Annotated in this window: 12 protein-coding genes; 3 read left to right on the top strand and 9 right to left on the bottom strand. The window is 64.1% G+C overall.

The features are described from left to right. The 6 genes from MUY37_RS01165 to MUY37_RS01140 all read right to left on the bottom strand — a co-directional run bounded on the left by MUY37_RS01165 (window position 1) and on the right by MUY37_RS01140 (window position 7433). A complete protein-coding gene (locus tag MUY37_RS01165; RefSeq protein ID WP_499193655.1) occupies window positions 1-630 on the bottom strand; it encodes a YqiJ family protein in 630 nt (209 codons plus the stop codon). A gap of 332 nt (window positions 631-962) precedes the next feature. After that, window positions 963-2510, bottom strand: coding sequence for an acyl-CoA synthetase (locus tag MUY37_RS01160; RefSeq protein ID WP_499193654.1), 1548 nt, complete (start codon window positions 2508-2510; stop codon window positions 963-965). A 152-nt stretch (window positions 2511-2662) separates the two neighbouring features. Then, the gene (locus tag MUY37_RS01155; RefSeq protein ID WP_499193653.1) at window positions 2663-3343 is read right to left on the bottom strand and encodes a M23 family metallopeptidase; all 681 of its coding nucleotides are present in this window, start codon (window positions 3341-3343) and stop codon (window positions 2663-2665) included. A 141-nt stretch (window positions 3344-3484) separates the two neighbouring features. Next, a complete protein-coding gene (locus tag MUY37_RS01150; RefSeq protein ID WP_499193652.1) occupies window positions 3485-4285 on the bottom strand; it encodes a ferritin-like domain-containing protein in 801 nt (266 codons plus the stop codon). Next, a complete protein-coding gene (locus tag MUY37_RS01145; RefSeq protein ID WP_499193651.1) occupies window positions 4282-4755 on the bottom strand; it encodes a peroxiredoxin in 474 nt (157 codons plus the stop codon). Before MUY37_RS01145 ends, MUY37_RS01150 begins: the two co-directional genes overlap by 4 nt. Next, the gene (locus tag MUY37_RS01140; RefSeq protein ID WP_499193650.1) at window positions 4752-7433 is read right to left on the bottom strand and encodes a bifunctional [glutamine synthetase] adenylyltransferase/[glutamine synthetase]-adenylyl-L-tyrosine phosphorylase; all 2682 of its coding nucleotides are present in this window, start codon (window positions 7431-7433) and stop codon (window positions 4752-4754) included. Before MUY37_RS01140 ends, MUY37_RS01145 begins: the two co-directional genes overlap by 4 nt. A 106-nt stretch (window positions 7434-7539) precedes the next feature. On the opposite strand from MUY37_RS01140, the gene MUY37_RS01135 reads away from it, so the two are divergent. Genes MUY37_RS01135 through MUY37_RS01125 form a run of 3 tightly spaced genes read left to right on the top strand, consistent with a single transcriptional unit; the run spans window position 7540 to window position 10422 of the window. Further along, window positions 7540-9243 (top strand): M28 family metallopeptidase, encoded by a 1704-nt coding sequence (locus MUY37_RS01135; RefSeq protein WP_499193649.1) that lies wholly within the window; start codon window positions 7540-7542, stop codon window positions 9241-9243. A 23-nt stretch (window positions 9244-9266) separates the two neighbouring features. Beyond that, window positions 9267-10259: an agmatine deiminase family protein gene (locus MUY37_RS01130; RefSeq protein WP_499193648.1), complete on the top strand. Its 993-nt coding sequence runs from the start codon at window positions 9267-9269 to the stop codon at window positions 10257-10259. A gap of 34 nt (window positions 10260-10293) precedes the next feature. Then, entirely contained in the window at window positions 10294-10422 is a 129-nt protein-coding gene (locus MUY37_RS01125; RefSeq protein ID WP_499193647.1) for a hypothetical protein, read from the top strand. A gap of 4 nt (window positions 10423-10426) precedes the next feature. Here MUY37_RS01125 and MUY37_RS01120 read toward each other — a convergent pair whose 3' ends face one another. The 3 genes from MUY37_RS01120 to MUY37_RS01110 form a co-directional block, all read right to left on the bottom strand. Continuing rightward, window positions 10427-11173, bottom strand: coding sequence for a sulfite exporter TauE/SafE family protein (locus MUY37_RS01120; protein ID WP_499193646.1), 747 nt, complete (start codon window positions 11171-11173; stop codon window positions 10427-10429). Window positions 11174-11182: 9 nt separating this feature from the next. Continuing rightward, complete coding sequence (gene thrS, locus MUY37_RS01115; RefSeq protein WP_499193645.1) at window positions 11183-13213, bottom strand: threonine--tRNA ligase; 2031 nt, start codon at window positions 13211-13213, stop codon at window positions 11183-11185. 233 nt (window positions 13214-13446) lie between these two features. Beyond that, entirely contained in the window at window positions 13447-15114 is a 1668-nt protein-coding gene (locus MUY37_RS01110; protein ID WP_499193644.1) for an alkaline phosphatase D family protein, read from the bottom strand. Window positions 15115-15267: the final 153 nt, after the last annotated feature.

Here is a 15267-nt window from a genome sequence, read left to right as displayed (position 1 = left end):
TTAGTTGACTGTTGGCGACAAGCGGCGCTCGGCGAGCGCGGTCGCGTAGAATGTGTTGCCCTCGCGGCGGACGAGGAGGACCTCGTCGCCTTCGTGGAATTCGGACGCTGCCTCGTGCGGCTCGACCATGACCCGGTGGGTCTGGCCGTGTGTATCCTTTACCCTTGCGCGGGCGGGCGATGCGGTACGGGCCACGCCGATGCTGATCGTGGCACGTCGGCCGACCAGGCTGTCGGTGCTCACGGCAGTGGTGTGGTCCTGGGGCAAGATGCGACCCAGCGGGTGGGCAAATGTGCCCGTAACCGGAAGGGCGGCCCCGCCTGCGATCAGCGCGGCAAGCCAGCTATAGAGCGGGCTGCCCGTCATGCCCTGCGCCAGTTCCTGGATGCTGATCCCGATGGCCGCAAACAAGAACAGGAACAGCGCCAGCCAGATCGTCAGTGGCACGCGTCCGATGCCGAGCAGCGTGAGCAGTCCATCGAGCATACCCGCTTCCGGCATTCCATCACCGCCTGCATCCACATCGGCGTCACCGAAATCGGCAATTCCGATCAGTTGGACAACGGCGAGGATGGCCATGATGACCAGCGCAGCCGCAAACGGCATGTTATGCGGCGCAAGCAAAGTCATGATTCCCCCCTTTCTTATGCGCAGGAAGAACCCGCCCTCAACCGCTACCGAAGGCGCATCGTCCTACTGTTGTAGTCATGTGGTTCACTTAGCAAATTTTCGCGAATTCCCGTAGGAATATGCGATGAACCGAGTTCGATTTCTCTCGCTGATTTGCGCATTTGACTTGGGGGATGCGGCGTTCGACTTCCAGCCGCAGTGAACGCGGCGGCAGTGCCTCTAATCCGGCCATCGAGGTTGAACGTAAGCGGCGGGTTCGCCGGTTTGAGGGGCGAATGGGCGCGTGCTCTCGCGAAACGTCGTCTGTCGGGCGGCTCTCTCCGCCGCTGCCCTCAGGCCTGCTCCGTCTCTTCCTCCGCCTTGCGCAGATATTCGTCGCGCAGTTCGCGCTTGTAGAGCTTGCCATTCGCCTCGCGCGGCAATTGCGCGCGGAAATCGAACAGCTTGGGCATCTTGATCTTGGCGAGGCTGGGGGCGAGGAAATCGCGTAGCTCGGCTTCCAGCGCATCGCCTGCCTCGGCCATGTCCACCGGCTGGACCACGGCGACCACCTTCTCTCCGAAGTCGGGGCAGGGCGCGCCGATCACGGCGGCATCCATGACCTTGTCGTGCGTCACCAGCAGGTTCTCGATTTCCTGCGGATAGATGTTGACCCCGCCGGAAATGATCATGTGGCTTTTCCGGTCGGTGAGATAGAGATAGCCGTCCTGATCGACATGGCCGATATCGCCCAGCGTCATCCAGCCTTTGGGATGCATCGCCTCGCGGGTCTTGTCGGGATCGTTGTGATAGGTCGGGATATTGGCGTTCTCGAAGAACAGCAGCCCGTCCTGCCCCGGCGGCAGCTCCTCGCCATCCGGCCCGCAGACATGCAGCGTGCCATGGATCGCCTTGCCAACGCTGCCGGGATGGGTGAGCCAGTCCTCGGCCTTGATCAGCGTCATACCGATGCCTTCGGACCCGGCGTAATATTCGTTGATGATCGGCCCCCACCATTCGATCATCTCGCGCTTGATCGGCACCGGGCAGGGCGCGGCGGCGTGCAGCGCGCGCTTGTGGCTGGTGAGGTCGTATCGGGTACGAACTGCGGGATCGAGCTTGAGCATGCGGACGAAATGGGTCGGCACCCACTGGCTGTCGGTGACCTTGTATTTCTCGATCGTCTCCAGCGCGTGTTCGGGATCGAACTTTTCCATTACCACGACCGTTCCGCCGAGCCGCTGCGCGGTGGTGCCCCAGCCGAGCGGGGCCGCGTGGTAGAGCGGCGCGGGCGAAAGATAGACCATGCTGCCATCGGCAGGCATGCCCGCACCCATGATCGCCAGCGCGACCAGCGGATTGGTGGCGAGAACATCGTCGTCTTCGGGCGGGGCGGGCTTCACTCCCTTGGGCCGGCCCGTCGTGCCCGAGGAATAGAGCATGTACTGGCCCGGCGCCTGGTCGGGAATCGGTTCGGCAGGCTGCACGGCCAGGGCGGCTTCGAAATCCTCCTCGCCCTCGCCCCCCACGATCAGCAGGGGCAGGTCGGCGCATTCGCCGCGGACGCCCTCGATCACCTCGGCGAATGTGGTCGTCGTCAGCAGGAATTTCGCGCCCGCATCCTTGAGGATGTAACATATTTCCGGCGCCGTCAGCCGGGTCGAGATCGGCACCAGCATCGTGCCCGCGCGCTGCGATCCCCAGACCACTTGCAGATAGTGCGCATTGTTTTCCATCAGCACCGCGAAATGGTCTCCGCGCTCCAGCCCGCGTGCGCGCAGGAGCTGTGCGAAGCGATTGGCATAATCGTCCATCTCGCCGAAGGTCACGGTTTCGCCGCTGGCGGCCATGATGATCGCGGGGTGATCGGGGCGCGTTTGCGCATGGGTGACGGGGTGCATCGGTCTGTCTCTCTCCTCTCCGGCGGTCCGTCATTCATGCGGACTCGTCCGGTTTCGCAAAGAAACCTACCTAACCCTCTCGCTCGGGCAAGAAAAAAGGCGGCGGGATTTCTCCCACCGCCCTTTTTGCGAAGCCCGATGGGCCGATTGACTCAGTTTTCGTCGCCGTCGCCCTGGCCGCCAGTGCCGGTCGCGAGCGCGAAGGCGCGCTGCGCTTCCGATTCGACCATATAGGGAACCGGGTTCACGGCCTTGCCATCGATGCGGACTTCGTAATGCAGGTGCGGGCCGGTCGAACGGCCGGTCGAACCGACATAACCGATGATATCGCCCTTCTTGACGCGCGTCCCGGCTTCGACCGCGATGCGCGACATATGCGCGAAGCGGGTCTGCAGATTGGCCCCGTGTTCGATCGAGACATATTTGCCGTAGCTCGAGAACCACTGCGCCTTGCTGACATAACCATCGGCGGTGGCGTAGATCGGCGTGCCGGTCGGCGCGGCGAGGTCCACGCCCTTGTGGCTGCGGCGGCCACCCAGCACCGGATGCGTGCGCATGCCGTAGTCGCTGGTGAGGACCGTGTTGTCGAGCGGCATGCGCGAGGGCACCGAAACGCTCGCAGCGACGGGCGTCGAGCGATCGAGCTTGTCCCACTGCGCGAAGAGCTGCTGGAACTGCGCATCGTCGCCGCCCCGTCCGGGCGTCGCAACCTTGCTCATGTCGATAGCGCCGACGGCGGCAGTGTTGGTTTCCTGCGCATGGGCCGGTGCCGCGGCGATGCCGAAAGCTGCTGCGACCGATGCGAGGACAAGCGTAATGCGCTTGTTATTCATGCTAACCCGTCCATCCGGCGCTTTGTCGCGCCTTTTTGATCCCTGACAAATCCGGCGTCCCGTGCCGCTTTGCCAGTTTTTAAAGTCACTGCCGGAACCCCCCGGCGTCTCGTGAGTATGGGTTATGAGTGAAAAAGTTAATCAGGCAATAGCCGCGTAGAAGTCGCGCGGCAGGCCGCCTGCCAAACGCGCTGAGTCGTTGAACGGCCCTTTCAGCTCTCCCGAAAAATGGATTTGGACCAATTTCTGCCACGATTCCCGTGGGTTTCCGCCGTGCGCCGCGCAGACAGCGTGAAAATGCTTGGAGCCCGCAGCGACATGGCGAATTTCGTCGTCAAGGATTCGCTGGAGAATTTTCGCCCCGTTTTCATCGCCTTGCGCCCTTACCCTTTCGAGGGTTGCAGGCGTGACGTCGAGGCCGCGCGCCTCGAGAACCATGGGAACGATCGCGAGCCGCGCGGCGGCATCGTGCGCGGTATCCTGCGCCGCGCTCCACAGCCCATCGTGCGCAGGCAACGCTCCATAGCTGCTGCCGAGCGAATCGAGTTTGCGGGCGATCAGCGCGAAGTGCATCGCTTCGTCGGCCGCCACTGCGAGGAAGTCCGACACGAAGGTTTCGCCCATCGATTCGCCGAAGCGGCCCGCCATGTCGAGCGCGAGGTCGATCGCGACGAATTCGATATGCGCGAGAGCATGCCAAAGCGCGATGCGGTTACGCTGCGACCCCATTTTCCCGCGCCGGGGCATTAGGCCCGGCGGCAGAAGTTCGAGCGCGGCGGGCCATGCCGGGCGATCGGGCATGGCGACATCGAAAACGAAATCCAGCCGCCCAAGCCGCCAGTCGCGCGCCACCTGCCGCGCGGCGAACACCTTGCCCCGTGCATCCCCGGTGAGCAGTGCATCGCGGATCGCGGTCGCGACGGAGCGACGCGCCGCCGTCATACCGAACGAACGGCTTCGAGCACTTCCTCGGCGTGCCCCTTGACCTTCACCTTGGGCCAGATCCGCAGGATCGTACCGTCTTCGCCCAGGAGATAGGTCGAGCGGACCATGCCCATGAAGGTCTTCCCGTACATCTTCTTCTCGGCCCAGACGCCGAGTTCGTCGGACAGGCCGCCGTCCTGTGCATCGGTGGCGAGATCGACCGTGAGGTCGTGCTTGGCGATGAAGTTCTGATGCTTCTTGGCCGAATCCTTGCTGACGCCAAGCAGGGCAGTCTCGGCCTTGTCGAATTCCGATTTGAGCGCGGTAAAATCCTTCGCTTCGGTGGTGCAGCCGGGCGTATTATCCTTGGGATAGAAGAAGATCACCGCTTTCTTTCCCGCAAGATCGGCCTTCGTAACCGTGCCGCCCTCAGGGGTTTCCATCGAAAAATCGGGGAAGGCATCACCTTCGCCATAGCTCTTGGTCATTCGTCCAACTCCAAAGTTTCGCCGTAGATATCCTGCCAGGCTGCCGCAACGTCAGCGCGGGCGGCACCCAACCGTTCGATCAGGCACGCATAATCCTCGCACCCGCTTTGCCGCGCCAGCAGCGAGGCTGCCGCCGGATTGGGGCGATCGAGATCGGGAGCCAGCAGCCGGGTACCGACCAGCAGCCGCGTCATCAAGTCGTGCGCCCCGGCGATCGTATCGGAAAAGCGGCCTGCCTTGACGAGGGTGTCAATCGCCAGGCCGAGATCGGGTGTTACTGCCTCGCGATCGCGCAGTTGAAGGAAATGTACGAGAAACTCGATATCGACCAATCCCCCGCGCAACAATTTGGCGTCGAGCGGACCTTTGGCCGGTTTGTGATCGGCCATTTCGCGACGCATCTTTATCAGATCGGTGCGGAGCCTTTCCGGATCGCGTTCGCGCGACAGGATCGACGCCACAACCTGATCGATATCCTCGCGCGCCGTTTCGCTGGCGGCGAGCACGCGCGCCCGGGTTAGCGCCATATGCTCCCAGGTCCAGGCATCTTCGCGCTGGTAACGGGCGAAACTCTCGACACTGACTGCCAGCGGTCCCTGATTGCCCTGCGGTCGCAATCGGGTGTCGACCTCGTAAAGCGCTCCCTGAGCGGTCGGCACGCTCAGCGCGGCCGTGACGCGTTGGGCGAGCCGGTTGAAGTAGAGCGTGGCGCCCAAGGGGCGCGGCCCGTCGGATTCCCTCTCATGCGTGCCGGTGAATAGATAGATGATGTCGAGATCGGAGGCGTGGGTGAGCACGCCGCCGCCCAGCCGCCCGAGGCCCAGGATCGCCAGTTCGCTGCCCGCGATCCGCCCGTGCTTGGATGCGAATTCCTCCTCGGCCGCATCCAGCGCGACCCGCAGCGCGGCCTCGGCCGTGCGCGAAAGGCCCGCTGCGATCGCCAGCGGATCATGAGCCGCCTCGATGAGCTGGACGCCAAGCGCGAACCGCATTTCACCGGTTACCACCCGCAGCCGGTCGAGCCGCATTTCGTAATCGTCGCCGCGCTCGCGTCGGCTCATGCGCGCCGCCAGTTCGTCGACACTTCCCGGAAGGTCGAGCGCGGTGCGATCGATCAGCGCATCGAGCAAATCGGCGCGCCGCGACAGTTCCTCGGCCAGCGGCGGAGCGAGCGTCAGACAATCGGCGATCAGGGCGAACAGGCCAGGCCGCGCCTCGAGCAGGCGGAAGAGGTTGATGGCGCTGGGCAGGCGAGAGATCAGGCTTTCCCAGCGGACCAGGGCGGCATCGGGATCGGGGGAAGTAGCGATCGACGAGAGCAGATCGGGCCTGATCGCCTCGAAAGCCCCAAGCGCTGCACTGCTGCGCAGTGCCTGGTACTTTCCATCCGTCCAGCCCGCCACCCGCTCGGCGATATCCGCGGGCACTTGCGGCGCATGCTCCTCTTCGGCCACGACATGCGGTGCGCCCCTGGGAACGGATATCCTGTCTTCATCGAGCAACGCATCGAAGCGCTCGGCGACCGGGCGGGCAAGGTCTCGCACATGCTCGACCAAGGCTGCGCCATCGGCAAGCCCGTGAAGCCGAGCGACAGTGTCCAGCGCTTCGCCCGAGGGCAGCGAATGAGTCTGCTGGTCGCCGACCATCTGCAACCGGTGTTCGATCGTGCGCAGACCATCATAGCTTTCGCCAAGCGCCTGGGCATCGTCTTGCGAGATGCGTCCCGTTACCGCCAGAGCGTCGAGTGTCTTGCGCGTGGCCCGAACTCGCAAGGCCGGATCGCGCCCGCCATGAATCAATTGATGTGTCTGGGCGAAGAATTCGATTTCGCGAATACCGCCCCGGCCCAGCTTGAGGTTGTAACCGGGCTCGGGCACGGGCGGGCCGCTTTGCTCGTCTCGAATACGGTGTGTCAGTCGCCGAACCTCGTCGATCGCTCCGAAATCCAGGCTGCGCCGCCAGACGAAGGGGCGGATATGGTCGAGAAAGGCCTCGCCCGACGCTATGTCTCCCGCGCAGGCCCGCGCGCGAATGAACGCCGCGCGTTCCCATGCCAGCGCCGAACTTTCGTAATGCGTGATCGCGGCATCGAGCGGGATCGCCAGCGGCGAGACTTCCGATGCGGGCCGCAGCCGCAGATCTACGCGAAAGACATAACCCTCGGCGGTCACTTCCGACAATAACCGCACGATCTCCCGCGCATAGCGCTGCGCTGCCTCGCCCGGTTCGTCGCGTTCGCGCCGCGCAAGCGTTTCCGGCTCGTAAAGCAGGATCGGATCGATGTCGGAAGAATAGTTCAATTCGCCCGCACCATGCTTGCCCAGGGCCAGGCCGATCATGCCGGCAGGCTCCGCATCCGGCACGCGCCGAAGAATAGCCGCCCCGATGGCATCATGCAGCGCACGGTCGGCAAAGAACGATAATTCGCGCATGACCTTGTACAGATCGAAAGCGCCCGCCAGATCGCCCACCGCCAGCACAAGCGCCAGGCCGAGCCTTTCGCGGCGCAGGGCCGTCGGAATATCGGCTGCCTCTACCTGCTTGGCGGCAAGCAAGGCTTGTTCCCCCTCGCCAGCGGCCAGCAACTCCGCCAGATCTGGCCGTCGATCCAGCGCACGCGCGAGAAAGGGAGCGTTTTCGCGAGCGCGGGCGAGCGCTGAGGTCCAGTCGGCTGACATCGATCACGTCCCTGCCGCTGCACGAGCGCGCGTGCAAGCTTGCCCTTGCCCCTTACCGCCGACTAGAAGCGCCCGCAGAGGAATAGGACGCCAGAGAGGATCCCCCATGAAACGCCTTGCACTTGCCGCCTGTTCGGCACTGCTGCTCACCGCCTGCCAGGATCTCGGCCAAGTCGACAACGGCACCGACGCGCTCGACCTGCCCGACGTCGCCGACGGAACGATCTCCGAAGAGACAATGAAACGCGTGACCGAACGGCTTTCATCCGATGAGTTCGAAGGCCGTGCGCCCGGCACTGCGGGCGAGGAAAAGACCGTCGCCTATCTGATCGAGGAGTTCGAGAAGGCCGGCCTCCAGCCGGGCAATGAGGGAAGTTGGGTCCAGGATGTGCCACTGGTCGAAATTACCGGCAGGGATTATGCCCCGCTGACCATTTCCGGTGGCGAGGATGGCGACATGCAACTCGCCTACAGCACCGACTGGGTCGGCGTGACCTATCGCGAGGATGCCGAAACCGCTCTCGAGAACAGCGAGCTGGTCTTCGTCGGCTACGGCGTCAATGCGCCCGAGAAGGGCTGGAACGACTATGAAGGCGTGGACATGACGGGCAAGACCGCGGTCATCCTGGTCAACGACCCCGATTACGGGACCGAGACGCTCGAAGGCCCCTTCAACGGCAAGGCCATGACCTATTACGGCCGCTGGACCTATAAATATGAGGAAGCCGCCAAACAGGGTGCGGCGGGCGCCATCATCATCCACGATACCGAACCGGCCAGCTATGGCTGGAACGTCGTCGAATCAAGCTGGTCCGGCCCGCAGGCCTATGCCTCGCGCGGCGACAATCCGCCCCCGATGACGCAAGTCAATGGCTGGGTACAGAAGGAAAAGGCGCGCGAAATTCTGGCGGCAGCAGGCCAGGACCTCGACGAACTGATGGCCGCCGCCCGTGAAAAGAACTTCGCAGCCGTCCCGCTGGGCCTCACCGCGTCGACCAGCTTCTCGAACGATATCCGCACCTTTGCCTCGCAAAACGTGATCGGCATGCTGCCGGGCAGCGAACGCGCAGACGAATATGTCATGCATACGGCGCATTGGGACCATCTCGGCCGCTGCACGCCCGCTCCCGATGGCGACGATATCTGCAACGGCGCGGTCGACAATGCGACCGGGACTGCGGCCCTGGTCGCGCTGGCCGAAGCCCATGCCAAGGCGGGGCCGACCAAGCGCAGCCTCGTCTTTCTCGCCGTGACGGCGGAGGAATCGGGCCTGCTGGGTGCGGATTATTACGCCGCGAACCCGGTTTTCCCGCTCAACCAGACGGTGGGCGGCATTAACATGGACGCCTTCCTGATGGCCGGTACGGCCAAGGATGTGACCGTTGTCGGGCCGGGCAAGTCGCAGCTCGACCTGTTCCTCGACAAGGCGCTGATGAACGACGACCGCGTGACGACGCCCAATCCCAATCCCGAAGCGGGTTATTATTACCGCTCGGATCACTTCGCCTTCGCCAAGCGCGGCGTGCCGATGCTCTATCTCGATGGCGGCGAAGACCTTGTCGAAGGTGGCACCGAAGCAGGCGCGGCGGTTGCAGCCGACTATCGCGAAAACCGCTATCACGGACCCAAGGACGAATACGATCCGAACTGGGATTGGTCGGGTGTGATGAGCGATCTTGCGCTGTTCTATCGCATTGGCCGCATGCTGGCTGATTCGACCAGCTGGCCGAACTGGAACGAGGGCGACGAGTTCAAGGGCACGCGAGACGAGAACTGCGCCACCGAGGGTGCTGGCTGCGCACCTGCCTGATTCGCGAGCTGGAGAGCCGATCCATGCCCTTCAAGATGCCGCCCGAATGGGCGCCGCAGGACTGGTTGTGGATCGGCTTTCCGCATGATGCGCAGGAATGGCCGGGCGTGCTCGGCCGCGCGCAGGAGCAGATCGCGGGTTTCGCCAATGCCGTGGCCGAAAGCGGGCAGCAGGTCCGCCTGCTGGTGCGCGATGCGGCCAACGAGGCGCGCGCAAGCCAGCTTGTGACCGGCAGCGTGAAGCTGGAGCGCCGCGCCTATGGCGACATCTGGCTGCGCGATACCGGACCGCTGGTGTTGTGCGACGGCCAGGGCAATCGCGCTGCGCGGCGTTTCGGCTTCAACGGCTGGGGCGGAAAATATCTGATGAAAGGTGACCAGACGATCGGCGCCGAACTCGCCAGGGATTCGGACCTTCCGCTAAAAACGGCCGACTGGATTCTCGAAGGCGGAGCGATCGACGGCGACGGCACCGGCCTCGTCGTCACGACCGAGCAATGCCTGCTCAACCCCAACCGGAACCCGCAGCTTTCGCGCGAGGAGATCGAAGAGCGCCTGATGCGCGATCTCGGCTTTACCCGGGTGCTCTGGCTGGGCGATGGATTGATCAACGATCACACGGACGGTCATGTCGACAATCTCGGCCGCTTCGTCGCCGCCAATACGCTGTGCCTGCCGCGGGCGACCGGCACCGCCGATCCCAATGCGGCGATCTATGCCGATGCCAGGCACCGCGCCGAGGAGGCGGGGGTGACGGTGAAGGAAATCCCCTCGCCCGGCCGTATCACCAGCGGCGATCACATCGAACCCGCCAGCTACGCCAATTTCGCCATCACCAGCCATCTCGTCGTGGTCCCGACCTTCGGCAGCCCGCATGACGAGGAAGGCGTCGCCGCCATCGCCGAACTCTTCCCCGAACGCGCCACCATCGGCCTGCCGGGCGATGCGGTCTTGGCGGGCGGCGGCGGCTTCCACTGCGCCAGCCAGCAAATGCCGTCCGCCGGATGGTGTCCTTAACGATTCATTAGGGCTTGGAGCAGACAATGCGTGCATGGCTAAGGCTACCGCTCTCACTCGCGCTCACCTCACTCCGCACCCGGTGGCAGACATCGCGCGAACGCTAATCGTTTGCGGCTGCGGCCTCGCACTGGCTCTCGCCGGACCGGTGCTGCCGTTCTGAGCGGTTAGCCGAAAGCCTTCCAGAGCGCTGCAATCGCGGCACCGCCCAACACCGCACCCACGCAGATGCGCCAGGTCCGGTCCGCTATGCGTCCGGAAGCCTTGTTGCCGAGCCAATTGCCGAGCAGAATCGCCGGAAACAGCAGAATGGCCAGCACAGCCAGCGTCCAGTCGAGCACGCCCATGGCCGTCCCGCTCACCAATCCCGTGGTCGATGCGCAAGTAAAGATAAGCAGCATCGATGATTTGGCGGTTTCACGCGGAATATCGCGACCCACGTAATAGGGGACGACCGGCGGGCCGGGCATTCCCGCATATCCGGTCATCAAGCCGCTCAACACACCGACCCCGCCGGTTGTCGCGGGATGATGATCCAAAGCGCCGCGGCGCGGGAGCAGAACGGCCGCGAAGGCCGACAGCGCGATAAAGGCGATCACCACGCGCGCAAGGGCGGGCGCGGTGATGCTGAGGATATACAACCCGACCGGGGTCGACACCGCGACCAGCGCAATAATGATCCACGCCGATTTTTCCGCACTGCGCAGCAAGCGCTGGATTTCCGACATGCCGATGAACACCGACAGGAAATTCGTCAGCAGTACGGCTTCCATCGGTGACAGCGCCAGGGCGAGGATCGGCACCAGGAGGATGGCCATGCCGAAGCCGGTCAGCCCGCGCACGAAGGCCGATACGAAAGCCGCCACCAGCGCGGCGACGATGGCCGCCCCGCCATACCCTGCGAGAAGGTCCACGGGGTTGCCCTAGCCTTCGCGCAGATCGGGCGGGGTCGCGCCATCCTTGAGCATGGCGATCGCCTCGTCGAGGCTCATCACGCGCTGCTCCTTCTCGCCCAGCGTGCGAACCGCCACGGTGCCTTCCTCTGCCTCGCGTTTGCCCACCACCAACAGGTGCGGAACCTTGGCAAGACTGTGTTCGCGCACCTTGTAGTTGATCTTCTCGTTCCTGAGATCGCTTTCGACGCGGATGCCCGCGGCTTGCAGCTTGGCGACCGCTTCCTTGGCATAGTCGTCGGCGTCCGAAACGATCGTCGCGACCACCGCCTGCACCGGGGCGAGCCACACGGGAAGGCGGCCGGCGAAGTGTTCGATCAGGATGCCGATGAAGCGCTCGTAGGACCCGAAAATTGCACGGTGCAGCATGACCGGGCGGTGCTTCTCGCCGTCCTCGCCGATATAGCTCGCATCGAGCCGTTCGGGCAGCACGCGGTCGCCCTGGATCGTGCCGACCTGCCAGGTGCGGCCGATCGCATCGGTCAGGTGCCATTCGAGCTTGGGCGCATAGAAGGCGCCTTCGCCGGGCAGTTCCTCCCAGCCGTAGCCCTCATTGTCCATGCCCGCTTCGGCCACCGCATCGCGCAATTCCTGTTCCGCACGGTCCCAATCCGCGTCCGACCCAAGCCGCTTCTCGGGACGCAGCGCCAGCTTGATCTCGTATTTGAAGCCGAAGTCCGAATAGACCTCGTCCGCCAGTTTGCAGAAGGCGCGAACCTCCTCGACCACCTGGTCCTCGGTGCAGAAGATATGCGCATCGTCCTGCGTGAACTGGCGCACGCGCATCAAGCCGTGGAGCGCGCCATGCGGTTCGTTGCGATGGCAGCAGCCCATCTCGCCCAGCCGGATCGGCAGGTCGCGATAAGAGGTGATGCCCTGCTTGAAGACCAGCACGTGGGCCGGGCAGTTCATCGGCTTGATCGCCATCCAGTCGGCATCGTCGGCGACCTGCGGATTGGCTCCCTTGCCGCCATTATCGTCGCCCAGCCCTTCGACCTCGGGGACGATATCGGGCACGGCGAACATGTTTTCGGCATATTTGCCCCAGTGGCCCGACTGCTCCCACTGGCGCACATCCATCAGCTGCGGCGTCTTGATCTCGCGGTAGCCGCCGCCATCCATCTTGCGGCGCATATAGGCCTCCAGCTCGCGCCAGATGCGATAGCCCTTGGGATGCCAGAACACGCTGCCATGCGCCTCTTCCTGCAGATGGAACAGGTCCATCTCGCGGCCCAGCTTGCGATGGTCGCGCTTGGCCGCCTCTTCCAGCCGGTGGAGGTGGGCGTTGAGCTGCTTCTTGTTGAGCCAGCCCGTGCCGTAGATGCGCGTGAGCTGCGCATTCTTCTGGTCGCCGCGCCAGTACGCCCCGGCAACGCGCATCAGCTTGAAGGCCTGCGGGTCGAGCTTGCCCGTGCTGGGCAGGTGCGGGCCGCGGCACATATCGAGCCAGTCCTCGCCCGACCAGTAAACCGTCAGCTCCTCATCCTCGGGCAGTTCCTTGGCCCATTCGGCCTTGAAGGTCTCGCCTTCGGCTTCCCACTTGTCGATCAACTGCTGGCGGCTCCACACTTCGCGGCGCAGAGGCTTGTCGGCCTTGATGATGCGGCGCATTTCCTCCTCGATTGCCGGGAGATCATCCATGCTGAACGGCTCGCGGCCTTCGGGGGCCTTCACGTCGTAATAGAAGCCGTCATCCGTCGCCGGACCGAAAGTGATCTGCGTGCCCGGCCACAGCGCCTGCACCGCTTCGGCAAGCACATGGGCAAAATCGTGGCGTGCAAGCTCGAGCGCATCTTCCTCGTCGCGGCTCGTGATCAGCGCCAGTTCGGCATCGCCATCGAAGGGGCGATTGATGTCGCGCAATTCACCGTCGACGCGCGCAGCGATGGCGGCCTTGGCGAGGCCGGGACCGATCGCGGCAGCGACATCGGCAGGCGTGCTGCCACGTTCCATTTCGCGCACCGATCCATCGGGCAGGCTGATCTTGAGCAGTTCCGTCATGTCACTCGTCGTCCGTTTGCTTGGCGGGCGCCATGGCACAGGCGCGCTTAGCCTTGAAGCGGCGTTTGCGAAGATTTTGCGATTTCGGGGGAAACGCCAACCGCCCGAAACCGGGCGGCGGTGGATCGCTTATGCCGCGACCGACCGCCCCCGGTGGCCCGGGGTGGTAGTAGTCGTGGCTATGATCCGCATATGCGCCATGGGCTGCGAGATAGCGGGCGCCGGTCGGTTTCTCAACCCACGTCGAGCGTGCGGCTTCCCGCGAGCGTGGTGATACGCTTGGTCGATACGACACCGGCGCCCTTTTCGCGCACGCTCGAAAGGAAGCGGTATTCGCTCGACGCGCTGCCGGGCGTGAGTTCGACTGCCATGTAGCCGCGATGCGATCCGTCCATCCATTTGAGTTGGCGGTTTTGGGCGACAATCGCCCGCTCCACATCGCGCGGGTCGAGATGGGTGAGATAAGTTTCGAATCCGGGCGAGGTGACCGACTGGCCGCCGAATTCGACGCCGACCTTTTCGCCCCCATGGTCGAGATCGAACGCCCAGGCATTATGCGTGTCGCCTGCCAGGCTGACCAGGTTTGCATTGGCCGCCAGAGCCGCCTCGAACACGCGCCCGCGCGCAGCGGGGTAGCCATCCCAGGCATCCATGTTGAGCGGCAATTCGGCGCGGCTTGCCATGGCGCCTGCGAGAATACGCTGGCGGACGAAATCGGGCAGGTCGCCGGGAAGATTGTCGGTCAGGCTCGTCGCGCTGGCGAGCCGCCCCATCAGCACCTGCTGGACGAGCACCTGCCACGGCTTGCCCGCCGCAGCGGACCGCTTGAGCCCTTCGGCCAGCCAGCCCTGTTGCTGCATTCCGAGCAACTCTCGCCCGGTATCGCGATAGTCGCCATCGCGGAAGGCGACGAGCGCGGCCATCGCGTCCTCGGGTGAGGTTTTTCCCGCAAGGATCTTGCCGATCGAGAACTGCTCGGCACGCGCGGTCAGGCGGGTTTCGAGGCGGAAGAGAGTGGCCAGATCGCCGATCTCGTAAGCTGCCCAGGGTTCGTCGGATACGGGCATCCATTCGCGATAGGCCCTGGCGGCGGAGGCCTTGCGAACCGACCATTCGCCTTCGGTGTCAGGCTGGTGGTTCTGCGCGCCCCCTTCCCAGGAATCATTGCTGCTCTCGTGGTCGTCCCAGCCCGAAATCATCGGATACAATTGATGCAATCTCCGCAGATCGGCATCCGCACGATAGGTCGCATAGCGCAGGCGGTAATCGGAGAGAGCGACGGTTTCGCTCGCCGGAAACAGAATGCGGCCCGGCTGGGCTTCCGCGTTCGAAGGATAGGTGCCGGGCCCGTATTCGTAGAAATAATCGCCCAGATGCAGGGCGCAATCGAATCCGCCATCGGCCGCGGCATGGGCATAGGCGTTGAACCAGCCGAAGCCGATGTTGGAGCAGGAGAAGACCGCCATACGAAACGTGTCGGTTTTCCCGACCGGCAGCGTTCTGGTCCGCCCGATGTCGGAATGCGATCCGTCGGGCGCGGTAAAGCGGTAATAGTACCAGCGGCCCGGTTCGAGCCCCTCGGCCCAGGCCTTGCAGCACCAGTCATGGTCTGCACTGGCGGTAACCGAACCGCCCGACGCCGCAGTGGCAAAATCTATCGAATCGCTGACCTGGAAGTCGAGACGCGTATCCTGCGTAGCGGCGTAGCGCGTCCACAGCAGGACGCGGTCCGGCCCGGGCTCGCCACTGGCAATGCCGTGCGTGAATCCCGACGCGCCGGAGTTCAACTGAGCCGATAGCGGTGCGCCGACCAGCCCTGCGCCAAGCATGCCCCCCTTCAGCAGGCTGCGGCGATCAAGCGCGGGGATGCCGGCGGCGGCAGGCGGTTCGGTAGCGATCATGGGCGTCTCCTCTCTCCCCCGCCTGCCTGCTCCCGATGACGCTATAGAGACAAGGGAAATCGAGCGCGCGGAAAGCGATAGCGATATTTTGGAAAGTATACTTGACATGACCTAGAGGCCTGTGTAAATGTTGCTTTACACCAAGGAAAGGAT

Source organism: Qipengyuania sp. ABI-127-1, assembly GCA_022953095.1.
Taxonomy (GTDB): Bacteria; Pseudomonadota; Alphaproteobacteria; order Sphingomonadales; family Sphingomonadaceae; genus Qipengyuania.
The sequence above is the reverse complement of the archived record's forward strand: the minus strand, read 5'-3'. Positions and strand labels throughout refer to the sequence as shown.